The sequence below is a fragment of the Flavobacterium sp. ABG genome (assembly GCF_001027725.1).
In the GTDB taxonomy this organism is placed as follows: domain Bacteria; phylum Bacteroidota; class Bacteroidia; order Flavobacteriales; family Flavobacteriaceae; genus Flavobacterium; species Flavobacterium cupriresistens.
This window is the reverse complement of record NZ_LEKS01000003.1, coordinates 124,523-145,950: the sequence shown is the minus strand read 5'-3', so window position 1 is coordinate 145,950 and position 21,428 is coordinate 124,523. Positions and strand designations below refer to the sequence as shown.

The window sequence follows — 21,428 nt, the reverse complement described above, 5'->3', positions numbered from 1 at the left end:
TGGTTTTAGACTTTGCAAATTACCATTAACAGCAGCTTTTTTCTGTTCGACATAAGATTATTTGGTTGTGATTTCTTGGATGATAAGGGTATCCAAACAGTTTCCAAAAAGCTATTATTTTATTCTGAATGATATTATTTTCGCTTTCAAAAAGAAAATGCTCCGAAAGATTCAAATTTCGATCCATAGTTATTCCTTTTTTAAACTCAGAATGCTCTTTTTCAATAGAGTCTAAAAAAATGTGATAATCATCTCTATTTACATATTTTCGTTCTTTAATTCGGGTAATGATTTGGTCAAGACTTTTAATTTCTATTTCTTCTTCTTCAGTCTCATTTTGTAAATAATCTAAATAATCGCCAGTTATGTAATCGCCTGATCCAAGCAATTTGTATTCGCTTTTTTCTTTATCATAAATTACATGTCCAACTCCTACTAATGTTGCTCTATCATCATCTCTATCATAATAACGGTGTTTGTAGCCAATAAAAATATATTTTTCAGTATCAATAATATTGTTTATTACATAATTTGGGCTGATTTCTTCGTTGATTATTTTTTGAACTAAATCTTTATCGATTTCAAATTCCATAAATTTTGGCTAATTAGTTTAACTTCTTAAAATCTTCTCCATCGCTTTTCCCTTTGCCAGTTCATCGACCATTTTATCCAGATAGCGAATCTTTTGCATGAGTTTATTTTCAATTTCTTCTACACGATAACCACAGATTACCCCCGTGATTTTTGAAACGTTTGCATTCATTTGTGGCGCTTCTGCAAAAAAGGTTTCAAAATCAGTTTTGTTGTCTATTAATTGTTGCAATGCTTCAGGATTATATCCGGTTAGCCAGTAAATTATAGTATCTACTTCCTCCTTGGTGCGACCTTTTCTCTCCGCTTTATTGATGTAATGCGGATAGACGCTTGCAAAGGAGGTGGTGAATATTCTATGTTTTTCCATGCTCTTTTTTCAATGATGAGGTCAAGCTAAAATACTATTTTTTGAGTAAATAATTGAACGTTATATTTTTTCAGTTTCCTGAGAATTCAATTCACACCTAAAAAGAACCGTAAAAAGATTCTTGTTTAGATGTGAATGGGTTGGTCTTTAATTTAATTCGTAGAAATTTCTTTTACCGATTTTGATTTTTGTATCTGATTCTAAGCTGATAATGGTGTACGGATCGATAATTTTTTCATTATTAATTTTAACCGCACCACTTTCAATCAACCTTTTATGAGAGGATCTTGTCAAGTCATTTTTTAACCTGCTGCATAAATCAATCAAAGGAGGCGTATTATTTTCTAAGTTTAAAGAAGAGATCGGAACAGTTATAAATACTTTTTCTTCAAAGTTTTTGTTTTGAAACTGATTTGCAAAAAAATCTTCGGCTTTGTTAGCGTCTTCTATGGTATGGTATTGGGTTATAATATTTTTGGCTATTATTTTTTTTAAGTTCATTGGATTTTCACCATTAGACAATTTGTCTTTTAAAACCTGTTTTTCGTTTATTGAAAAATCAGTTGTCAATTCTAGAAATTCGATAAGCAAGTGATCGGGAATTGACATTGTTTTGCCAAACATTTCGTTAGGTTCGTCGATTAATCCAATCGTGTTTTTTAACGATTTGCTCATTTTTTCTTTTCCGTCAAGCCCTTTCAATAAAGGCATGCACATAACAATCTGAGGATTCTTGCCGCCAGTTTCCTGAAGTTGTCTTCCCATTGTGCAATTAAAAAGTTGATCGGTTCCACCCATTTCAATATCGGCATTGATTTGAACAGAGTCAAATCCTTGCAGAATCGGGTAGATCAATTCGTGCATGGCAATCGGTATGTTTTCTGTAAACCGTTTATTGAAATCGTTTCTGTGGAGCAATTGAGCGACCGTTACTTTAGACAAAAGCTGAAGGACTTCTGAAAAAGAGAGTTTATCGAGCCATTCTGAATTAAAAACGATTTCGGTTTTGCTTACATCAATAATTTTTGATAATTGCGTGATGTATGTTTTTGAATTGTGTTGAACTTCTTTAATATTTAATGGTTTTCTGCTTTTGTTTTTGCCTGTGGGATCTCCAATTCTTGCCGTAAAGCTTCCGACCAGAATGACAATCTGATGCCCTAAATCCTGAAATTCTTTTAGTTTTTTGAGCACCACAGCATGTCCCAAATGTAAATCAGGAGAAGTAGGGTCAAAGCCAAGTTTAATAATAAGCTTACGGTTTTCTTTTTTCGCTTGTTGCAGTTTCTCTTCCAGCCCGTTTTCCGGAAGAATGATTTCGACATTTTTTTTTAGTCTGTTTAGTGTTTCCATTTTTTTTTAAAATAAAAAAGCCCGAACATTTCTGCTCGGGCTTGGGTATGTGATATTTGATTTACTTACAATACTGATCGTCTTGAAGCATATACATAGCCTATCCGAGCAATTATCATATAATAATAAGTACTAAAAAAAGAAAGGCGTAATATGTGGTTCAAAGAATTCATTTCGAAAGCGAAGATAGTATTTTTTTTTAATCGGTACTGAAATTTGTACTACGTTTGAAACGTATATTTTAATTTTACTATTGAATAAAGATTTAAAATACGGGTATTATTATTTTGTAGAGCGGTTTATTCATAAGGCTCCCAAAGCTGAATTTTGTTGCCTTCCATGTCAATAATATGAACAAATTTTCCGTACTCGTACGTTTCTATGGTGTCAACAATAGTCACGCCTTCTTTTTTTAATTCTTCGACTAATGCCTCCAAATCGGCGACTCTGTAATTGATCATAAAGTCTTTTGCGGAAGGCTCAAAATACTTTGTGGTTTCGGGAAACGGACTCCATTGGGTAGAACCATTTTTGGTGGAGTCGGAAGCTTGTTTCCATTCAAAAGTGGCTCCATATTCGTTTGTATCCAAACCAAGGTGTGTTTTATACCATTCTTTCATTTTGTCAGGATCATTGCATTTAAAAAATATGCCCCCAATACCGGTTACTTTTTTCATTTTTGTTGTTTTTTGTTAAGGTTAAATAGCAGCGAAAAGCTTTTATAAGTCCTGTGAATTTGTTTTTTATGGCTAAGTTAAAATAGTTTTTTTTATGCTTTTATGTTTAGAATTAATCGGATGATCTTCCACTGTCACAGGTGATTTTACTTTTCTATTATTTCTTGAATAGCGATTCTGTTTCCTTCGCTGTCTTGGAATTCGGCAACGATAAATCCGTAATTTTCATTTATCGTTTTAGGATACAATATGGTTCCGTTTTGTGCCAGTACTTTTTGTAAGGTTTGGTCAATATTAGCTGTTCTGAAATAAATTATAACACCCTCTTTTGAAGGTTTGTAAACGTCTCCTTTTGCTAATGCTCCCGAAATTCCGCTACGAGTATCTTCAAATGGGAATAAGGTCATTTCGTAATGATCAATTATTTCTCTTTCAAAACTAAAACCAAATACATTTCTATAGAAATTTTCGGCCCGATTCAGATCGTTCACGGGAATTTCAAAATAGATTACAGGATTTGTTTTGGTCATAGTGGTTTTGTTTAAATGGTTTTACGCATATTTAGTAAGTCAAACTCCTTAATATATAAAGAAAGAATCCGTTAAATCTACGCGAAAATTGCTTACCGCTTTGATGCCGAATAAGTAAAACTAAAGATAATACTATTTAGGTAAATTTTATTTTTGAATTACGCTCGTTTTTTTATTTAAGAAATCACAGGGATTATTTTACGACTTGATAAGAAAGACAGGAGGTCAGTCAAACCTGCTCTTTCTCATTGCTCCTGAAGCTAAGCGGACTCATTCCGGTTTGTTTTCTGAAGAATTTTCCAAAATTAGAAGTGTCAGAAAAGTTAAGTTGGAACGCAATCTCTGCGATGTTGAGGTCGGTGTGTTTGATCATCAGTTTGGCCTCTTTAGTAATTCGGTCATTAATTAAGGTAAGTACAGTTAAACCGGTTACGGTTTTAACAGATTTAGACAGGTGGCTGACGCTCACCGTGAGAAGATCGGCATATTCTTCTACTGTTCTTTTAGTGAGATAATGCAAGTTTATCAATTGTATAAACTTTTTGGTGAGTACTTGTTGTGCGTTGGGTAGTTTTACCACTTTTTGTTGCTCAATAATCTCAAATTCTTTTAACTGATAAAGCAATGCGAAGAACTTATGAACGGCTATGTTGTAAATAGATTGAGAAGCTTCATAGGCCAGAAATACCTCTTCGAAACGGGGTGCTATGTCTGCGTAATGACTTTGAGTGAGTTGAAATAAATTAGTATTTAAGGTATCAAAGAAAGGAAATTCCTGTACGAAATCGGGTTTAAAAAAATGAAAACTATCCTCTTTAAAGTAGATTAAATAGCCCTCGGTATTTTTGTCTCTGAAAAAACTATAAACCTGCCTTGGAGACTGAAAGACTAAAAAGGATTCCTTTATATTCTCTTCAATATTATTGTAACCCACCTGCGTGTTTCCATTAGAAATTAAAAGTGCGACAAAATAGAAACCTCTGCGAAATGGAGATCGGTAAATATCTCCTTTGTGTTCTGCCAATCTCATACAATAAAACAGAGGATTCGAGGTACGGTGTTCAACACCGGTTGATTCTAAAAAAGAATTGATACTATCGTAAAAGGGAATGTTTTCTTTTTCTTCAGGCATACTGGTTTAAGGTGTTAGTCTAACAGAATAAAGGATTATAACTAATTTACTAAATGTATTTGGACGTATTGCAGGCTAACGACTTAGGGCGCGCTAACATAAAGTCTAATATCGAAAATCAAATCGAATTGTGCAATATTCAAACGCTCCTTTGTAAGGATAAATTGAAAATGCCGGAATTGACCATTATTGTCCTTTTTTGAACCATTTAAAGCTTTAAAGATCAGGTACCTTTGATCCTTGTCAGGGAATGATTATTAATCATGCTATAAAAAACTTAAAACAAATGAAAATGTTTCTATTAAAAATTCTGGTAGTACTAATTATTCTAATAGCCGTACTATGTATAATTGCCGCTTTTGCCCCAAAAAAGTATGTCATCACAAGAGAGATTACGATTAATAAACCTGCTGAAAATGTATACGAGTATCTGAGGTTTCTTAATCATCATCAGGAGTTTAATCAATGGCTGAAGTATGATCCGAATACTAAAATTGAGTTAAAAGGAAATGCAGATGGACAGGAGGGAGCGATTCTCTCTTTTGAAAGTAAGCATGAAAAATGTGGAAAGGGCGAGTTTGAAAATGTCCGACTTATTAAAAACAAGCAAATAGATTTTAAAATCAGATTTATGGTGCCTTATGTTTTTACTGCCGACGGAACTTTGTTCGTTAATGCGGTCAACGAGAATCAAACAAATCTGGTGTGGAAGTACCAAGGAGGGAAGGACTGGCCAATGAATATTATTTTATTATTTGTGAATATGGATAAAATTATTGGTGCCGATATCGAGAGTACCATGAGAAATATAAAAACGAACACTGAAAAACTATAAACTATGTCATTTGCAACCTATCTAAAAAACATCGAAGAGAAAACAGGTAAAACGCCTCAGGATTTTCAACTTCTTGCCGAAGAAAAAGGCTATACGGTAAATGGAGCGATGGGGCCAACTATTAAAGCCACCAATATCATCAACTGGTTAAAAGCCGATTATGATCTCGGACACGGACATGCTACCGCCATGTATGCTTATATTAACGGGAAACGAGAATGATCGTAATGATACTATGGTTCTCAGTACTTATTGTTAATACAGTTTCGGGCCATTAGTCCCGATTGTTTTATTACTTTTAAAACAAAGCTGACAGGTTTTTAAAACCTGTCAGCTTTGACTTTTTAGTATTTAATTCTCTTTATAAAATTAGATTTGATACAAGGTTTTTTTGCTTTACGGGTATATCTCATTTAAAATGATAAGATTGCAAAAAAATACATCGATAATTGAATTATTTTTCCTGTTCTAAATTATCAACATCAGAAATCTGATCCAGTATATTGGTTTGGTTGGGTGAGACGTAATTTTTCGTTTCATTAGCATTTTCTTTCTTAAAAAGAATATCTAATGCGTTGTATAATTTTAATAAAACATCTTTGTCTTCTTTTGCAATATCTAGAGCAGTATTAAAATTAAAAACATAATTGTTCGAATTGCGTACTTCTACTTTTATCGTTTTTGATGTGATTTTAAATTTTACTATATCCATTGTTTGTAAATTACTTAGTTTGCAAAACGTTGTTTTCAAGGGAGTTATTGTCCCTTTTTTTTGAAATAAAACACCAATAAAAAACCCCTAATCAATGGATGATTAGGGGGTTGTTTTTGTAGCGAGGACGGGAGTTGAACCCGTGACCTCAGGGTTATGAATCCTGCGCTCTAACCAACTGAGCTACCTCGCCAAGACTGCTATCAGGAATGATTCCCTCATTGCGGGTGCAAAGATAGAAATAATATTAAATGGTACAAGCAAAAAATGAAGAAAAAAAAATATTTTTAAAAATGCATTGTTTTCGGACATATATTCTTATATTTCCAAAAAAAATAAAAGTAGCTCATGGATACAAAAATACGTTACGAAATCGAGTTTCCTATAAATTCTTCGCCGCAATTATTATATCAATATATATCCACTCCGTCAGGTTTGTCTGAATGGTTTGCTGATAATGTAAATTCACGGGGAGAATTTTTTACTTTCATCTGGAATGATTCACAGGAAAAAGCACGCCTGGCTTCTAAAAAAACAGGTGAAAAAGTAAAGTTTAAATGGGTTGATGAAAGTAGTAAGGATACAGAGTACTTTTTTGAATTGCATATTTTAGTCGATGAATTGACTAAAGATGTATCATTAATGGTAGTCGATTTTGCTGAAAAAGAAGAGGTTAGCGAGGCTAAACAATTGTGGGAAAATCAAATCTCAGATTTGAAACATCTTATCGGATCTGTTTAGTAAAAGTCTATTTTAAGCGTTATATTTGCCCTGAACAAAATTCAGGGTTTTTTTATGATCAATTTTAACGGAAACATGGTAGCGCAGGACGAGAATATACTAACTCAAAATCGTGCTTTTTTGTATGGAGATGGTGTTTTTGAAACACTAAAAATAGTCAATAACAAGATATTGTTTCTTGAAGATCATTATTTCAGACTGATGGCTTCCATGCGAGTGGTGAGAATGGAAATCCCGATGAATTTTACCATGGAGTATTTTGAAGAGGAAGTTTTGAAAGTAATCCGTGAAAACAAATTTTCAGCAGCCGCAAGAGCTCGAATTACCGTTTTTAGAAACGATGGAGGTTTGTATTTACCAAAAACAAACGATGTTTCATTTTTAATTCACGCAACTACTCTCGAAAGCGCTTTGTATGGCTTAAATAAGGCTTATTACGAAGTTGATTTGTATAAAGATTTCTATGTAACCAAACAATTATTATCGTCCATTAAAACGACTAATAAGTTGATTAATGTCACGGGAAGTATATTTGCTCACGAAAATGGCTTAGACAATTGTATTTTGTTAAACGATACTAAAAATGTTGTTGAGGCATTACAAGGGAATCTGTTTATGGTTGTCGGTAAAAAACTGAGTACACCACCCGTTTCTGAAGGTTGTCTGAACGGTGTAATGCGCAAGCAAATTTTAGCATTGGCTAAAAAAGTGGAAGGAATAGAAGTGGTTGAAGAAATAATTTCGCCTTTTGATCTTCAAAAAGCAGACGAGTTATTTTTGACAAATGTAATTACAGGAATACAGCCGATAAGTAAATATCGAAAAAAAGAGTTTACAAGTAATCTGGCGCATTTATTGGTGCAAAAACTAAACGAATCCATATCTGAAAATTAATTCAGATATGGGTTTTCGGGTGCATTTGACCAAATAAGGTAATCTCCGCCCAGCTCTATTATTTGCTCTTTCCAAAAATGAGTGGTGGATTTTCCGATAATTTTGTTTTTGTAATTATTATCAGCAATTATCCAGGAGTTTCCTTGCATTTCACTTTCGAGTTGATTTTCATCCCAACCAGTGTAACCTAAGAAAAAACGAATATTATTTTTGTTAATAGATCCGTCGTTAATTAAGTCTTTCGTTGATTCAAAATCACCTCCCCAATAAATCCCATTAGAAATTTCAACACTATTCGGGATTAATTCTGGAATATTGTGAATGAAATAGAGGTTATCCTGCTCTACAGGTCCTCCATTATATATCTTGAAAGAAGCTTCAATCTCAGGTATCAGGTCATTAATAGTGTACTTTAAAGGTTTATTAATGATAAATCCTATTGATCCTTCTTTGTTATGGTCTGCTAATAAAATTACCGATCTGTTAAAAGATAAATCTCCAATTATTGAAGGCTCGGCAATAAGCAGGTGTCCTTTTTTTAATTTTTCTGAAATCATACGGTTACAATTTTTATTAAATTTAGTTATAAAATTTTAAAAATCCCAAATAAAATCGTTAAACCGCATAAAAAAACCCTCCACATGGAAGGGTTTTGATTATATTATAAGTTTAGAGAACTTTCTTACTTAGTTCACTGCACCTTCTAATTCAGCACCAGCTTTAAATTTTACTACATTTTTAGCAGCAATTTTGATAGTTTTTCCAGTTTGTGGATTTCTACCGTCTCTTGCAGCTCTAGCAGATACTGACCATGATCCGAACCCTACTAATGAAATTCTTCCTCCTTTTTTCAAAGTAGTCCCTACATTACCTAAAAAAGACTCTAAAGCTAATTTAGCCGCAGCTTTAGTAATTCCTGCATCAGCAGCGATAGCATCGATTAATTCTGATTTGTTCATAATAATTAGTTATTAATTGTTGGTTAAAAAATAAATTGTTAATACACAAATTTAGTAGGAAATCCGTTCCTTGCAAGTGTTTTCGGTAAATTTAGCAAAAATTGTTGATAACTTGTTTTTTTTGTTCATAAAGCATGTTATTTGTCGAGTAAAACAGGTAGAAACCCCTGTTTTATTGGTGCTGGTTGGGTCTTGATATATTTATAATGTCCTGTTTGTAAACTTAAATAGGGCTTTTCAAATAGTTTGATTTTTAGAACTATTAAAATTACAATGAGAGTTTTTTTGCCTTATATAATTACTAGTCTTTACTTAAAATTAGTTAAAGGCTAACGGATTAATTGTATGTTAGATGGTATTGCAATCTGGATTTGTTAAATAATTTGGTTCTAGGTGTTTTATCAAGTTTTGACAAGGATAAAGGTTATAAAATTTCGTGGGGAGAATAATTAGTAGGCTCTATGTTAAGTATGAAATCTATCAAACTTTCTTAGCGTAAAAGAAAAAAGGCAAATCATCTATATTACCCGACTGCAACTAGTAAAAAAAACGCCAGTATTATTACCTGGATGCTTAATGATGGTTTATTATAAATGTGCTAAGTGAATATATTTTTGTCCAGATATAGTTGCAATATTAATTTATAAACATAATAAATATTTCTGTAGTATATATGAGAAAAATATGACTATTAAAATTAATATTTGCAGCTAATTCGGGTTAATTATTTTTATTTTGATGCTTGCTATCGGCATGATAGGAAAATAGGAATGAAATTAAATTCTATATTTGTAGGAAATTATTTATATTTGTAAAGAATATTTTATAAGTCTTTTCATGAATTCAGAAAAAAATGGTGGTAAACCACAGTTGCTATTTGAGCATTTCGAGATTATATTTAGATTGAAATAGTCTTAGTATAATCTCAACAAATTAAATAAACTAATAAATCTAAAAATTAAATAATTATAATGTATACAAATAGAAAACGAGATTTAAATTTACTGAAAAAAAGTTTTTTTTTTGATTTTGATTTTAACAGCGAGTTGTCAAAATGATATAGAAAATGATAATAAAGAGGAGGCTTTAAGTCTTCATAACAATTATGAGATAGTAGATGGTACTATCAAAATTGAAAGCGTACAAAAGTTAAAAAACATTTTAAAAACCTATCAAAATGATGTCCAAGCTCAGAATGATTTTAATGATGAGATTAGGCAAATTCAAACTAAAGGATTTAAATCATTGACTCCAATGTTTGACGAAGATGATGTTAAAAAAATGGAAGACTATATTGTTGCGAAAAAAGCAAAAAAACAAAAAATGAATTCTGAATATGGGATTAGTAATGATGAGTCTGGAGATGAGAATTTTGATGTTGAAGATGATCTAATACAAGATCCAAGTTTTGCAGCAATACTAAATGAGAATAGAGAATTAATTGTTGGGGATAGTTTATATAAATATACCGAGCAAGGATTATACTTTTGTCTGGAAAAAAACAGACAAAAATTGTATAATTACTTAAATGGTTTAAAATCTTCTTCCAAAAAGAATAATTTGACCAGAAAGATGGCAATGGTTGCTCCGGTTGATGAGGAGATTTCTTTTTTTATACCAGAAGACAGACCATTTTTAGAGGTTCCTCTTCCAGACATTCCAAGACAAGATCCTTTTCCTGTGCAGCCTACGCCAAGGTTGATGAAATCTTCTTTGCCAATTTCAAGAGTAGATAATGATGGTTTTTTTGAGAAAATATTTGGAGAAAGTGAAGTAGACACAGAAGAGTATGGTGATGGACGTAGAATTAAAATTAAGTTTTGGAATCAAAATTATTTTATTTTTTCATCATTGGGTTGTAGTGCAAGGTTTCAGAAAAGAGTTAAGATTTTAGGTGTTTCAGGCTGGCAAAAATCTTACGCAACTCAAATTGAATTAGGAGTTAATGATATTTCTTATGAATATAATTATAATGTTCCGGTTTATAATATAGCTAAATATAATTATGAAAACTTTTTTATAGAAATTAACGGAGTTAAATATGCTGGTTCGGGTAAGCAGATTATTGAATTTCCGAGTGGAGCAACAAATTTTCCTTACTCGGGCTCATCACCTCAAGAAGTTACCGTTAGTATATTTAGGCAAGATTTATTCGAGATAAAATACGATGCAAATAAAGTGTATAATCAAGTTGTTGATGTAGCAGTAAAACAAGCTTTTAAGGCTATTGTGGCTCAGAATCCTGCTCTAACTGAAGTTGGAAAGAAAGTAGAGAATGGAGATCTTACTTATAAAGTAGTAGCGGTAAATCCACTTTTAAATAAAGCGACTATATCTACACAAGGAATGAAGTGGACCAATAATAATGATAATGCAATTACTCATTATTTTGATTTTAATTTTGTTCTAACCTATAGCTCTGACTATAATAATCCTGAAGATTATCTGAAAGGATTGCAGGGGTCTACAAAATATGCAAGAGTTAGAGCAGATATTTATGGAGCTGCTCTTCATGATAATGTATGGAAAGGTAGAAGGTTAATTTTAGGTCAATAAATAAAATAAAAACCAAGCCAATATTTTGGCTTGGTTTAAAAAATACAGACATGACAAAATACATAACAATGTTAATTTTACTGGCTTTAATTAATTTAAATGCTCAGGATAAAAGCAGTAGTTTAGAAAATAATCAGTTTAAAATTAATGTTCTTTCCCCGGGAATAACATATGAAAAAAGGTTAAGTAAAAATACAGCGCTAGCAACGGACTTAAATCTTAGCGCAGGTTTCGCTTATAATAGTAATTCTGGCTCCAAATTGCTACTGTCTCCTTATATAAGAGAACAGTACAGGTATTATTATAATTTAGAAAAAAGATACTCAAGAGACAGAAACACTAAAAACAATTCTGGAAACTTCATAGCGCTTAGCGGAAGTTACTATTTCAGACCAATTGGCAATTCGGAATATGTAAGTGTTTACGACGGATTGACAATTGCACCGGCATGGGGATTGCACCGGACTTATGGAAGTGGAATTAATATAAGTTTAATTGCAGGTGCAGGTTATAATTTTGGAACGGATGAACGAAAAGCTAACTTTGTTCCGGTAGTAAATTTCACATTAGGTTGGGTAATTGGTAAAAAATAAAGAATGAAACATATTGTAGGGTTGTTTTTTTTAATTTCATTTGGAGCTTTCGCTCAAAAAATTAGGCCTTTTGTTGGGGCTTCAGCTTATATCCATACAGATTTTAATAAATCAATTTTTGGAGATATTAAAATGGGAGCTGAGTATAAAGTTTTCTATTATTTTATGCCTGAAATGGAAATTAATTTTACTTATGGAGCTCTTGAAGAAGTTGTAAATCGGAATGAAACCGGGCTTGTAATGTCTGAATATTCAAAAAGAGCAGCTGCGGTAAATTACAGCTTTTGTCCTAAAGTTATTCTTGGGAATAAAAATGGAGATGGTTCCGGGTACATTCAAATTCTTCCCAAACTTACCTATTCGAATATTCAGGCTACTGGTCATGCCTTTACCAGAAACCCAAATAATCTGTCACAACCCATTGAAAAAAAGCAAAAAACTTATGAAAATCAGTATTCTTTCGGATTTGGAGTAGGGTATGTTGTAGATTTATCAGATGACAGCGCACAATCATTGGCATTAAATATTTATTTAAATAATGTTGATTTGGGGAGAGCGTTAAATAAGTTGGATCAAGATAACCGATTTAATACACAGGGTGTAATAGGTCTTGGGGTAAATTATTATTTTAGTTTTAAAAAGAAAACGATCTAAATAGAAAATATGGAAAGCCTTGACAAGCAAGGCTTTTTAATTTAATGCACCTTTGCTGCTTCAGAAAATGTGATCCCATTTAATAATTCTGCCACCTGCATTCTCTTTTTTCCTGGTAATTGCAGACTTAAAAGCTGAATAAAGCCTTCTTTAATCGCAATTTTGATCTCTTTTTTACTGCTAATCAAGCTTCCAGCTTCATAAGAGTGTGGCTCAGAAACTAGTTTTGCTTCATATATTTTGATGCTTAATTCTTCGTTTTTATCGTTCAGAAAACACCAGGCTGCCGGATAAGGACTCAAGCCGCGAATCAGATTATTGATTTCTTCTCCCGATTTTGTCCAGTCGATTTTGCAATTTTCTTTGTTTAATTTGTAAGCTGTTTTTATTTCAGCGTTGTCTTCCTGAATTGTAGTAATGACATTTCCTTTTTCGATAACCTGTAAAGTGTCAACAACAGTCTGACTTCCTAAAAGCATTAATCGATCGTGTAAATGTCCTGCGTTTTCTGCTGGATCAATTGCGATTTCTGAATTCAGGATCATGGCTCCGGTATCTATTTTGTCATCGATAAAAAAGGTAGTAACGCCTGTTTTAGTTTCTCCGTTGATAATAGCCCAGTTGATGGGTGCCGCACCACGATAATTAGGTAATAAAGAAGCATGTAGATTAAAAGTGCCCAAACTTGGCATCTCCCAAACTACTTTTGGTAGCATTCTAAAGGCAACAACAATTTGTAAATTGGCGTTTAGCGCTTTTAATTCCGCTAAAAAACCTTCGTCTTTTAGATTTGTAGGTTGCAATAAAGTCAGGTTGTTTTCTAATGCATATTCTTTTACAGCAGAATATTTTATTTTTTGTCCACGTCCTGCCGGTTTATCAGCTGCGGTGATAACACCCACGACATCGTAGTTGTTTTTGATAATGGTGTCCAGGATGCCAACTGCAAACTCCGGAGTTCCCATAAATATGATTCTTAATTTTTCCATTAGGTTTTTAAAGTATAGGTGTTATCGGATTGTATGATAATGTGATTGTTTTCTAATAATTCCTGAAGTACCAAAATAACATCATTGGTATCCAGTTTTATTTGGGATTGGATTTCTCTGGAGGTCAAAGAAGCTGTTTTTAATAAAGACAGAATTTTATCCGCTATAGAATCGGCTTCGGTTATTTTACCTTTTTTGGTAATGCAATACGAACAAACGCCGCAATTCGATTCTGCTTTTTCTCCAAAATAATCCAGAATTAATCGGTTCTTGCAAGTTTTGTCTTCTTTTATATAATGAAGAACAGACAAAAGCTGGTCTTTTTTAAGCTGATTTTGTTTTTCCAGATATTTCGATACGCGGTTTATCGTGCGATCGTCTTCGCGAACTTCGTTAAATAATATAGTAGCGTCGTTGTTTTTAGATTTGTATTCTATGATTTCTTTGTCTCTTAATTTTTCTAAAACAATCGTAACCTGTTCTTCGGTATGATTTGATTTTTTTGCAATTAGAGAAAGATTAAACGGAACTTTCATTTCGTGTATCCCCGGATAGGTTCTTAAAATAGCCAAAATGATTTCTTCGTCATTTCGATTCAGACTCATGTAGCGCAACACTTCTTTCGATTCTATTAAAAATTGAAGGGTTATCTTTTCTGAGAATTCCTGAGACATTGTAATAATGCTTTGCTGATTTAGAAATTGCAATGCATTGTATGTTTTTAAAGTAGGGAAGTCGTATTTCTGGCAGAAATGATTCAGCTTGAAAGAGTAAGAGTCATCTAAACCTTCACCATAAGCAATCTGAAAATAATTGCAAAGCTTGACGTAAACGGTATTCAGGAATTTTTTATCAGGTAAAATGCTCAAGAACTGCTGCTCCGTTTGATTGGTGTCTGATGGACTGGTGAGTAAAACAGCAAAAGATTTAGCTCCGTTTCTTCCTGCTCTTCCCGATTCCTGATAATAATTTTCTATGTTTTCAGGAAGTTGGGTGTGAATGACTGTTTTTACGTTGTCTTTGTCGATTCCCATTCCAAATGCATTTGTTGCCACAATGACCTGTGCTTGTTCGGACATCCACAATTGCATGTTTTTATCTTTTTCTTTAGAGGAAAGACCACCGTGATAATAAGTTGCTCTAAAACCCAACGATTGTAATTGTGTTGAAATGTTCAGGCATGATTTTCTATTACGCACATATATAATAGAAGGTTGCGGGTTTTTCTTTAGGATTTGTTCGACGCGGTAGAGTTTATCTTCTACTTCAAAAACCATGTAAGCAATATTCTCTCTTGCAAAAGATTGCTGGAAAAATCGGGTATCTTTTAAACTCAGTTCTGTCTTAATATCTTCTATAACTCTGGGTGTTGCCGTAGCAGTCAAAGCTAAAAAAGGAATTTTTGGAAAGAATTTTTTAAGTTCAGAAATCTTCAAATAGGCTGGACGAAAATCATGTCCCCATTGCGAAACACAGTGTGCTTCATCTATAGCAATTAGATTTATGGGAAGATTTTTAATGCGTTCGAGAATCCAATCTGATTGTAGTCTTTCAGGCGAAAGGTATAAAAACTTGTAATTTCCGTATTGGCAATTGTCCAGAAGATCGATGATTTCTTCGGTGTGAATTCCACCGGTAAGCGCAATCGCTTTGATTTCTCTTTTCTGCAAATTGGCAACCTGATCTTTCATTAGCGCGACCAAAGGCGAAATCACCAGGCAAATTCCCTCCTGCATCATAGCCGGAACCTGAAAGCAAATCGATTTCCCTCCACCCGTTGGCAACAAGGCAAAGGTATCCTGACCGTCTAAAACCGAATCAATAATTTCTTTTTGCAGCGGTCTGAAACTGTCATGTTTCCAGTGTTTTAATAGAATTTCCTGCGCTTCGGGCATTGGTCTTGTTTTAAAGTTAAAAAATTTAGAAATCAGTTTCTAGTTTTGCAACTTTAAAACAGGCCTAAATTTTATCTAAGATATAAAGAATTCTGTTCTCAACCGTGTCTTTAGGGACTTCGATTAAGTCGTAACCATATTTCTTATAGGTGTCAACCAAATGATTTTGAATTTTTACAGCCTGATCAAAATTCTCGTAACGCTCAGTATCGCTTTCGTAAATTTCCTCCCAAGGTGGTAGAATAAAAATTTTAGAATATTTGATATCCTCACACGCTTTTACAAAATGCTCCGGATATTCATCACCAATATAATCCATATAAGCGAGAACATCAGGAATTCCGCGATCTATAAAAACAACCTTGTCAGATTCTTGAACCGCATCTTCATATTGTTTGATACGTCCTTGAAGTAACATTTCGCTAAACAATAAAGGCTGATCTAAAAACAATTGATCGATACCTCGTTGTTGCGCTTCGAGTGTAACTTGTCTTGAAATTTCAGGATAACAGGAGTAGCCACGAGCTACCAATTCGTTAATAAGAGTAGATTTTCCCGTTCCCGGGCCACCAATGAGAACTATGATTTGTTTTTGCACTTTCTAAAAATAAAGCGCAAATTTACCTAAACTTATTCGTAATTAAAAAGATTATTTCTCAGAAACGAACGATTTCGCAATTTTAGGGAGAAAGGTTTCTGTTTTTGGCTTTGTTTTAGATGGCTAGTAATAATAATCAGAGGTTATGAAACTAAGGTGTTCCAATTAATGTTAAGAGAGAAGAATGCCCTTTTCTTTAGGGTTTTTTCTTCTGAAAGTAGACCTGCAAGGTTTTTTTTTAATCTTGTCGGTGTTCTTAGGATAATAGATATCTAATAAATACCTACAAGGTTGAAGAAAACCTTGCAGGAGAGGTGAATTGTAGATTGTTTGTTAAGGCCGTCCGGCGGCACTTAAGTTTGAGTAATTATGTTTAGTTAGGTTGATTCTTATGTTAGTACTGCAGTTTCCTCCATCGTTCATTTGAATTAAAGAATATTTTTATTTTAAATTTTTTTTCGAAGAGAAATTTAATTGTATCCGCCAATAAAGAGCGTAAATAAGCCGGATATCACAAAAAGAAAAATGTAAAGTAGCAGCAAAAAAATATTTACATTTTTTAATAACGTTTGTCTTTTGTTGGTAAATCGGGAAGTTTCTTTCGCTAAGAAAATAAGAAGTAGCAAAAGAAAAACTGTAATAGTCCAAGCTAAGAATATTGCTTTTTCATCACGGGCATCAGTCATGCTTACGGCAATTAGAAAAATAATAAAAAAAGGAATCCCTAGTCGGATAGCTAAATGTGAAATTAAATTTGTTTTCTCTTCCTGCACAGGTTTTGGGTCAGTATTTTTATTTTCGGAAGAGTCGGTTCGTTTATCACTCATGTTTTTTGTTTTTTAATTGCATAAATCTGTAAGATATTTCAAATGTAAAAGGTTGCCCCGAATTACGCTAATTTCCACTAATTTTAATTTTATGGAAGCGTTAACACAATTTTGGATTGATGAAATTCGATTTCGCCCCAATAATTAGTGCCAATTCGTGAAATTCGTGTTGAACAAAGGAAGCAGCTTTACGGTATTTTAAGTTCTGGAAAGCAAAAAGATTGAAAAGTCCATCAGATAGCGAGATAGACACGAATTACACTAATTTTCACGAATTTTAATTTTATTGAAGCGTTAAAACAAATTTTGGATTGGTGAAATTTGATTTCGCGCCAAAATAATTAGTGCCAATTCGTGAAATTCGTGTTGAACAAAGGAAGCAGCTTTACGGTATTTTAAGTTCTGGAAAGCAAAAAGATTGAAAAGTCCATCAGATAGCGAGATAGACACGAATTACACTAATTTTAGTTTTATGGAGGCGTTAACACAATTTTGGATTGGTGAAATTCGATTTTGCTCAAAAATAATTAGTGAAAATTAGTGAAATTCGTGTTGAACAAAGTAAACTTATTCGAGATATTTCCGGTTCAGAAAAATCTAAAACCTAAAATCTGAAATCTGAAATCAAAACCGTATATTTGCGTTTATTTTAATATAAGCATGGAGAACGATAAAGAAAAAAGCACCGCTGAATTTTACGAAAGATTAAAGACTGAGTTAGACAACAGTAACACTTGGCCGGCAGAATATTTGTATAAATTTATAATGCCTTCAGTTGCTGATAATGTTGAGAGAGTCGAAAGAGCTTTTGACAGTATGGGTGCGGTTATTAAAACAACAAAATCTAAAACAGGTAAATTTACCAGTGTTTCTGTAGATGTAACGATGAATAGTGCTGATGAAGTGATCGTTAAGTACAAAGAAGTTTCTACAATAGAAGGTATAGTTTCATTATAACTTATGGTCGAAAAATATAAAAAAGAAGTCGCAAATGACGTTGTTTTTAATTTAGAATACAATTCTGAAAGACAGCGTTTACTTATTCCGGAATATGGTCGTCATTTACAAAAATTGATTGATCAGGCAACCGTTATTGAAGATGCTGAAACGCGTAATAAAGCGGCAAAGTATATCATTCAGGTAATGGGCAGTTTGAATCCGCATTTACGTGATGTACCGGATTTTCAGCATAAATTATGGGATCAGCTTTTTATCATGTCTGATTTTAAATTAAATGTAGAATCTCCATACCCAATTCCATCTCGCGATGTATTGCAATTGAAACCGGATGTTTTGCAATATCCGCAGAACTTTCCGAAATACAGATTTTATGGGAACAATATCAAATATATGATTGATGTTGCCAATAAATGGGATGATGGCGAAATGAAAAATGCATTGGTTCTGGTGATTGCCAACCACATGAAAAAATCATACTTAAGTTGGAATAAAGACACCGTAAAAGACGATGTTATTTTTGAACACTTATTTGAATTGTCAGGCGGAAAAATCAACTTACTTCAAAGCACAGAAGAACTTTTGAATACCACCGATTTATTGCGTACAAACAAACGTATCTCTAATAAAATCACACCGGCGGGACAACCAAAAATTCAAAGCAACAAAAACAATAATAAAGGCGGGAAGCCAAAACCTTTTCAGAAAAACAACAATCAAAAGAATGTTTAGGGAAAGTTGCTAAGCTACTAAGTTGCTGAGATTTTGTTTGAATGTGAACTCAGAGCCTTAGAGCCTTTAAAAAAGAATAATAAAAAAAGTTGCTAAGAGGCTAAGTTACTAAGTTGCTGAGATTTTGTTTGAATGTAAACTCAGGACCTCAGAGCCTTAGAATCTTAGAACCTTTAAAAGAAAACAATAGAAAAAGTGGCTAAGAAGCTAAGTTACTAAGTTCCTGAGATTTTGTTTGAATGTAAACTCAGAACCTCAGAGCCTTAGAATCTTAGAACCTTTAAAAAAAAACAATAATAAAAAAAACGGCTAAGTTGCTAAGAGACTAAGATCCTGATTTTTTTCAGAAGCTTAGTGCCTCAGAACCTTAGAACCTCAGAACCTAAAAAAAGAATATGGGAATTTTTAAAATCGAAGGAGGAATACCTTTAAAAGGAGAAATCACTCCGCAAGGAGCAAAAAATGAGGCATTACAAATTTTATGTGCAGTGCTTCTAACAGGAGAAAAGGTAAGAATTAATAACATTCCGGATATTATCGATATCAATAAATTAATCACTTTGTTGGGGAATTTAGGGGTGAAAATTCAAAGAAACGAACCAGGTTCTATTACATTCCAGGCAGATGAGGTAAATGTTGGATATTTAGAAACAGAAGCTTTTAAGAAAGAGGGTGGAGCACTTCGTGGTTCTATCATGATTGTTGGGCCGTTATTGGCTCGTTTCGGAAGAGGATATATTCCAAAACCGGGAGGAGATAAAATTGGTCGTCGCAGATTAGATACACACTTTGAAGGTTTTATTAACCTTGGAGCAAAATTCAGATACAACAGAGAAGATCACTTTTATGGTGTAGAATCTCCGGAAGGAGGTCTTACAGGAACGGATATGTTACTTGATGAGGCTTCCGTAACAGGAACTGCAAACATTGTAATGGCAGCAGTTTTAGCAAAAGGAGTAACAACAGTTTATAATGCTGCTTGCGAGCCTTACTTGCAACAGTTATGTAAAATGTTGAATTCGATGGGAGCTAAAATCACAGGAGTTGGTTCTAATTTACTGACTATCGAAGGTGTTGAAAGCCTTGGTGGTTGTGAACACAGAATTCTTCCGGATATGATTGAAATCGGTTCTTGGATTGGTCTTGCAGCTATGACAAAAAGCGAAATTACAATCAAAAATGTAAGCTGGGAAAATTTAGGTTTGATCCCGAACACATTCAGAAAATTAGGAATTACAATCGAAAAACGTGGCGATGATATTTACATTCCTGCTCATACAAATGGGTACGAAGTAAAAACTGACATTGACGGTTCTATCTTAACTATTGCTGATGCACCATGGCCAGGATTTACGCCTGACTTATTGAGTATCGTTTTGGTGGTGGCAACACAAGCTAAGGGCGATGTTTTGATTCACCAAAAAATGTTCGAAAGCCGTTTGTTTTTCGTTGATAAATTGATTGATATGGGAGCGAAAATTATGTTATGTGATCCGCACAGAGCGGTGGTGATGGGACATAATTTTGAATCTCAACTTAAAGCTACAACAATGTCATCTCCGGATATTCGTGCGGGAATCTCATTGTTAATTGCTGCTTTATCTGCAAAAGGTACAAGTACAATTCAAAATATAGAACAAATCGACCGTGGATACGAGCGTATCGACGAGCGTTTAAGAGCTATTGGAGCAAAAATCGTGAGAGCATAGTTAAAAAATCTCAAATGACGAATGAACAAAAAGCTATAAAAGCTACTTATTTTAGTATAGCTGGAAACACCTGCCTTGCCCTTGTAAAAGGATTGGCAGGTTTTTTTGGCAATTCTTATGCCTTGATTGCCGATGCGATCGAATCAACAACGGATATATTTTCGTCTTGTTTGGTGTTATTCGGAATCAAATATTCAAGTAAACCGGCTGATGAAAATCACCCTTACGGACATGGTCGTGCCGAACCTCTGATTACCTTTTTGGTAGTTGGATTTTTAATTACTTCCGCAACGATTATTGGGTACGAAAGCATTGCTAATATTCAAACCCCACACGATTTACCAAAATCATGGACCTTGTATATTTTAGGCCTGATTATTATCTGGAAGGAATATTCATTCCGATTGGTAATGAAACGCAGTAAACAAACCAATAGTTCCTCTCTGGCGGCAGATGCCTGGCATCATCGCAGTGATGCTATAACTTCTATTGCGGCATTTGTCGGAATTTCAATTGCCTTGATTATGGGGAAAGGTTATGAATCTGCCGATGACTGGGCGGCACTTTTTGCTGCTTTCTTCATCTTATACAATAGCTATAAAATTTTCAGACCCGCTCTTGGTGAAATCATGGACGAAAATCTAAACGCCGATTTGGTAGAAGAAATTCGCATCACTTCTTTGACAGTTGACGGCATTTTAGGAACAGAAAAATGTTTTATCAGAAAAGCAGGAATGCAATACCATGTTGATCTTCATGCTATAGTGTCGGCAAAAATTTCGGTAAAAGAAGGACACGAGTTATCACATAAATTACAAGATACTCTTAAAGAAGTAATTCCTCAATTAGGAAATGTTTTAATCCATATTGAGCCAGATGACTATCATTAGGAAAGGTGCTAAGTGACTAAGATGCTGAGGTTTTAAGTATAAAAAAATCCGCTTGTTCTTTGAAAGAATAAGCGGATTTTTTTATGTTGTTACTTGTGGGATGTCACTACTTTTTTGCGCTTTTAAAGAAAGAAAATTTCTATTTCTAAAGTAATGAAAGGTAAAACCTTTCGATTGCTCAGTTCCCAATCCATTTAGTCAGTTCGAGCGAAGTCGAGAACCGCAATGCAATTC

The 21,428-nt window shown here is 33.6% G+C and carries 24 protein-coding genes and 1 tRNA gene; 11 read left to right on the top strand and 14 right to left on the bottom strand.

Features of this window, described 5'->3' with window-relative positions; translation table 11 throughout:
• Positions 1 to 25: 25 nt before the first annotated feature.
• The 6 genes from AB674_RS03780 to AB674_RS03755 all read right to left on the bottom strand — a co-directional run bounded on the left by AB674_RS03780 (position 26) and on the right by AB674_RS03755 (position 4,653).
• Positions 26 to 592: a hypothetical protein gene (locus tag AB674_RS03780; protein ID WP_047774006.1), complete on the bottom strand. Its 567-nt coding sequence runs from the start codon at positions 590 to 592 to the stop codon at positions 26 to 28.
• A gap of 18 nt (positions 593 to 610) precedes the next feature.
• A complete protein-coding gene (locus tag AB674_RS03775) occupies positions 611 to 961 on the bottom strand; it encodes a DUF2200 domain-containing protein (RefSeq protein WP_047774005.1) in 351 nt (116 codons plus the stop codon).
• 147 nt (positions 962 to 1,108) lie between these two features.
• Complete coding sequence (gene tyrS / locus AB674_RS03770) at positions 1,109 to 2,314, bottom strand: tyrosine--tRNA ligase (protein WP_047774004.1); 1,206 nt, start codon at positions 2,312 to 2,314, stop codon at positions 1,109 to 1,111.
• Positions 2,315 to 2,613: 299 nt separating this feature from the next.
• On the bottom strand, positions 2,614 to 2,991 hold the full coding sequence (locus AB674_RS03765; RefSeq protein ID WP_047774003.1) for a VOC family protein: 378 nt from the start codon (positions 2,989 to 2,991) through the stop codon (positions 2,614 to 2,616).
• 146 nt (positions 2,992 to 3,137) lie between these two features.
• On the bottom strand, positions 3,138 to 3,521 hold the full coding sequence (locus tag AB674_RS03760) for a VOC family protein (protein WP_047774001.1): 384 nt from the start codon (positions 3,519 to 3,521) through the stop codon (positions 3,138 to 3,140).
• A gap of 229 nt (positions 3,522 to 3,750) precedes the next feature.
• A complete protein-coding gene (locus tag AB674_RS03755; RefSeq protein ID WP_047774000.1) occupies positions 3,751 to 4,653 on the bottom strand; it encodes a helix-turn-helix domain-containing protein in 903 nt (300 codons plus the stop codon).
• Positions 4,654 to 4,945: 292 nt separating this feature from the next.
• Here AB674_RS03755 and AB674_RS03750 point away from each other — a divergent pair, with 292 nt between their 5' ends.
• Together AB674_RS03750 and AB674_RS03745 are read left to right on the top strand one after the other, a co-directional pair.
• On the top strand, positions 4,946 to 5,488 hold the full coding sequence (locus tag AB674_RS03750; protein ID WP_047774454.1) for an SRPBCC family protein: 543 nt from the start codon (positions 4,946 to 4,948) through the stop codon (positions 5,486 to 5,488).
• A gap of 3 nt (positions 5,489 to 5,491) precedes the next feature.
• Positions 5,492 to 5,710, top strand: coding sequence for a DUF4287 domain-containing protein (locus AB674_RS03745; protein ID WP_047773998.1), 219 nt, complete (start codon positions 5,492 to 5,494; stop codon positions 5,708 to 5,710).
• A 232-nt stretch (positions 5,711 to 5,942) separates the two neighbouring features.
• Here AB674_RS03745 and AB674_RS03740 read toward each other — a convergent pair whose 3' ends face one another.
• Both AB674_RS03740 and AB674_RS03735 read right to left on the bottom strand, forming a co-directional pair.
• Positions 5,943 to 6,200 (bottom strand): hypothetical protein, encoded by a 258-nt coding sequence (locus AB674_RS03740; protein ID WP_047773996.1) that lies wholly within the window; start codon positions 6,198 to 6,200, stop codon positions 5,943 to 5,945.
• Between the two features lie 119 nt (positions 6,201 to 6,319).
• Positions 6,320 to 6,393, bottom strand: a tRNA-Met gene (locus AB674_RS03735).
• Positions 6,394 to 6,548: 155 nt separating this feature from the next.
• Between AB674_RS03735 and AB674_RS03730 the strand changes: the two genes are divergently transcribed.
• Both AB674_RS03730 and AB674_RS03725 read left to right on the top strand, forming a co-directional pair.
• On the top strand, positions 6,549 to 6,941 hold the full coding sequence (locus tag AB674_RS03730; protein ID WP_047773995.1) for an START-like domain-containing protein: 393 nt from the start codon (positions 6,549 to 6,551) through the stop codon (positions 6,939 to 6,941).
• Positions 6,942 to 6,995: 54 nt separating this feature from the next.
• Complete coding sequence (locus AB674_RS03725; protein ID WP_047773994.1) at positions 6,996 to 7,835, top strand: aminotransferase class IV; 840 nt, start codon at positions 6,996 to 6,998, stop codon at positions 7,833 to 7,835.
• Here the strand turns inward: AB674_RS03725 and AB674_RS03720 are convergent.
• Both AB674_RS03720 and AB674_RS03715 read right to left on the bottom strand, forming a co-directional pair.
• A complete protein-coding gene (locus tag AB674_RS03720) occupies positions 7,832 to 8,392 on the bottom strand; it encodes a YqgE/AlgH family protein (RefSeq protein WP_047773992.1) in 561 nt (186 codons plus the stop codon). The genes AB674_RS03725 and AB674_RS03720 overlap by 4 nt on opposite strands.
• A gap of 129 nt (positions 8,393 to 8,521) precedes the next feature.
• Positions 8,522 to 8,794: an HU family DNA-binding protein gene (locus tag AB674_RS03715; protein ID WP_012022249.1), complete on the bottom strand. Its 273-nt coding sequence runs from the start codon at positions 8,792 to 8,794 to the stop codon at positions 8,522 to 8,524.
• A 1,023-nt stretch (positions 8,795 to 9,817) separates the two neighbouring features.
• Between AB674_RS03715 and AB674_RS03710 the strand changes: the two genes are divergently transcribed.
• The 3 genes from AB674_RS03710 to AB674_RS03700 are packed head-to-tail and all read left to right on the top strand — an operon-like array spanning position 9,818 to position 12,597.
• Positions 9,818 to 11,350 carry a hypothetical protein gene (locus AB674_RS03710; RefSeq protein WP_047773989.1) on the top strand — a complete coding sequence of 511 codons (1,533 nt, stop codon included), beginning with the start codon at positions 9,818 to 9,820 and terminating at the stop codon, positions 11,348 to 11,350.
• Between the two features lie 50 nt (positions 11,351 to 11,400).
• Positions 11,401 to 11,943, top strand: coding sequence for a hypothetical protein (locus tag AB674_RS03705; RefSeq protein WP_047773988.1), 543 nt, complete (start codon positions 11,401 to 11,403; stop codon positions 11,941 to 11,943).
• A gap of 3 nt (positions 11,944 to 11,946) precedes the next feature.
• Complete coding sequence (locus tag AB674_RS03700; protein ID WP_047773986.1) at positions 11,947 to 12,597, top strand: hypothetical protein; 651 nt, start codon at positions 11,947 to 11,949, stop codon at positions 12,595 to 12,597.
• Positions 12,598 to 12,638: 41 nt separating this feature from the next.
• On the opposite strand, the gene fmt is transcribed toward AB674_RS03700, so the two are convergent.
• From fmt to AB674_RS03680, 4 genes are all read right to left on the bottom strand, one after another.
• A complete protein-coding gene (gene fmt / locus AB674_RS03695) occupies positions 12,639 to 13,586 on the bottom strand; it encodes a methionyl-tRNA formyltransferase (RefSeq protein ID WP_047773984.1) in 948 nt (315 codons plus the stop codon).
• A complete protein-coding gene (locus AB674_RS03690) occupies positions 13,586 to 15,481 on the bottom strand; it encodes an ATP-dependent DNA helicase RecQ (RefSeq protein WP_047773982.1) in 1,896 nt (631 codons plus the stop codon). Before AB674_RS03690 ends, fmt begins: the two co-directional genes overlap by 1 nt.
• A gap of 64 nt (positions 15,482 to 15,545) precedes the next feature.
• Positions 15,546 to 16,079: an AAA family ATPase gene (locus AB674_RS03685; protein WP_047773981.1), complete on the bottom strand. Its 534-nt coding sequence runs from the start codon at positions 16,077 to 16,079 to the stop codon at positions 15,546 to 15,548.
• Between the two features lie 470 nt (positions 16,080 to 16,549).
• The gene (locus AB674_RS03680; RefSeq protein ID WP_047773980.1) at positions 16,550 to 16,906 is read right to left on the bottom strand and encodes a hypothetical protein; all 357 of its coding nucleotides are present in this window, start codon (positions 16,904 to 16,906) and stop codon (positions 16,550 to 16,552) included.
• 660 nt (positions 16,907 to 17,566) lie between these two features.
• Here AB674_RS03680 and AB674_RS03675 point away from each other — a divergent pair.
• The 4 genes from AB674_RS03675 (at position 17,567) to AB674_RS03660 (ending at position 21,194) form a co-directional block, all read left to right on the top strand.
• A complete protein-coding gene (locus AB674_RS03675; protein WP_047773978.1) occupies positions 17,567 to 17,863 on the top strand; it encodes a DUF493 family protein in 297 nt (98 codons plus the stop codon).
• Between the two features lie 3 nt (positions 17,864 to 17,866).
• Positions 17,867 to 18,595, top strand: coding sequence for a DUF4290 domain-containing protein (locus AB674_RS03670; protein WP_047773976.1), 729 nt, complete (start codon positions 17,867 to 17,869; stop codon positions 18,593 to 18,595).
• Positions 18,596 to 18,990: 395 nt separating this feature from the next.
• Entirely contained in the window at positions 18,991 to 20,304 is a 1,314-nt protein-coding gene (murA, locus tag AB674_RS03665) for a UDP-N-acetylglucosamine 1-carboxyvinyltransferase (protein ID WP_047773975.1), read from the top strand.
• A 14-nt stretch (positions 20,305 to 20,318) separates the two neighbouring features.
• Positions 20,319 to 21,194: a cation diffusion facilitator family transporter gene (locus tag AB674_RS03660; RefSeq protein WP_047773973.1), complete on the top strand. Its 876-nt coding sequence runs from the start codon at positions 20,319 to 20,321 to the stop codon at positions 21,192 to 21,194.
• Positions 21,195 to 21,428: the final 234 nt, after the last annotated feature.

Coding starts and splice junctions, on each gene's coding strand:
- AB674_RS03690 (WP_047773982.1), bottom strand. CDS start 15,481: ATGCCCGAAGCGCAGGAAATTCTATTAAAACACTGGAAACATGACAGT.
- AB674_RS03675 (WP_047773978.1), top strand. CDS start 17,567: ATGGAGAACGATAAAGAAAAAAGCACCGCTGAATTTTACGAAAGATTA.
- AB674_RS03700 (WP_047773986.1), top strand. CDS start 11,947: ATGAAACATATTGTAGGGTTGTTTTTTTTAATTTCATTTGGAGCTTTC.
- fmt (WP_047773984.1), bottom strand. CDS start 13,586: ATGGAAAAATTAAGAATCATATTTATGGGAACTCCGGAGTTTGCAGTT.
- AB674_RS03720 (WP_047773992.1), bottom strand. CDS start 8,392: ATGATTTCAGAAAAATTAAAAAAAGGACACCTGCTTATTGCCGAGCCT.
- AB674_RS03760 (WP_047774001.1), bottom strand. CDS start 3,521: ATGACCAAAACAAATCCTGTAATCTATTTTGAAATTCCCGTGAACGAT.
- AB674_RS03680 (WP_047773980.1), bottom strand. CDS start 16,906: ATGAGTGATAAACGAACCGACTCTTCCGAAAATAAAAATACTGACCCA.
- AB674_RS03740 (WP_047773996.1), bottom strand. CDS start 6,200: ATGGATATAGTAAAATTTAAAATCACATCAAAAACGATAAAAGTAGAA.
- AB674_RS03775 (WP_047774005.1), bottom strand. CDS start 961: ATGGAAAAACATAGAATATTCACCACCTCCTTTGCAAGCGTCTATCCG.
- AB674_RS03705 (WP_047773988.1), top strand. CDS start 11,401: ATGACAAAATACATAACAATGTTAATTTTACTGGCTTTAATTAATTTA.
- AB674_RS03670 (WP_047773976.1), top strand. CDS start 17,867: ATGGTCGAAAAATATAAAAAAGAAGTCGCAAATGACGTTGTTTTTAAT.
- AB674_RS03780 (WP_047774006.1), bottom strand. CDS start 592: ATGGAATTTGAAATCGATAAAGATTTAGTTCAAAAAATAATCAACGAA.
- AB674_RS03715 (WP_012022249.1), bottom strand. CDS start 8,794: ATGAACAAATCAGAATTAATCGATGCTATCGCTGCTGATGCAGGAATT.
- AB674_RS03750 (WP_047774454.1), top strand. CDS start 4,946: ATGTTTCTATTAAAAATTCTGGTAGTACTAATTATTCTAATAGCCGTA.
- AB674_RS03660 (WP_047773973.1), top strand. CDS start 20,319: ATGACGAATGAACAAAAAGCTATAAAAGCTACTTATTTTAGTATAGCT.
- AB674_RS03765 (WP_047774003.1), bottom strand. CDS start 2,991: ATGAAAAAAGTAACCGGTATTGGGGGCATATTTTTTAAATGCAATGAT.
- AB674_RS03745 (WP_047773998.1), top strand. CDS start 5,492: ATGTCATTTGCAACCTATCTAAAAAACATCGAAGAGAAAACAGGTAAA.
- tyrS (WP_047774004.1), bottom strand. CDS start 2,314: ATGGAAACACTAAACAGACTAAAAAAAAATGTCGAAATCATTCTTCCG.
- AB674_RS03730 (WP_047773995.1), top strand. CDS start 6,549: ATGGATACAAAAATACGTTACGAAATCGAGTTTCCTATAAATTCTTCG.
- murA (WP_047773975.1), top strand. CDS start 18,991: ATGGGAATTTTTAAAATCGAAGGAGGAATACCTTTAAAAGGAGAAATC.
- AB674_RS03755 (WP_047774000.1), bottom strand. CDS start 4,653: ATGCCTGAAGAAAAAGAAAACATTCCCTTTTACGATAGTATCAATTCT.
- AB674_RS03725 (WP_047773994.1), top strand. CDS start 6,996: ATGATCAATTTTAACGGAAACATGGTAGCGCAGGACGAGAATATACTA.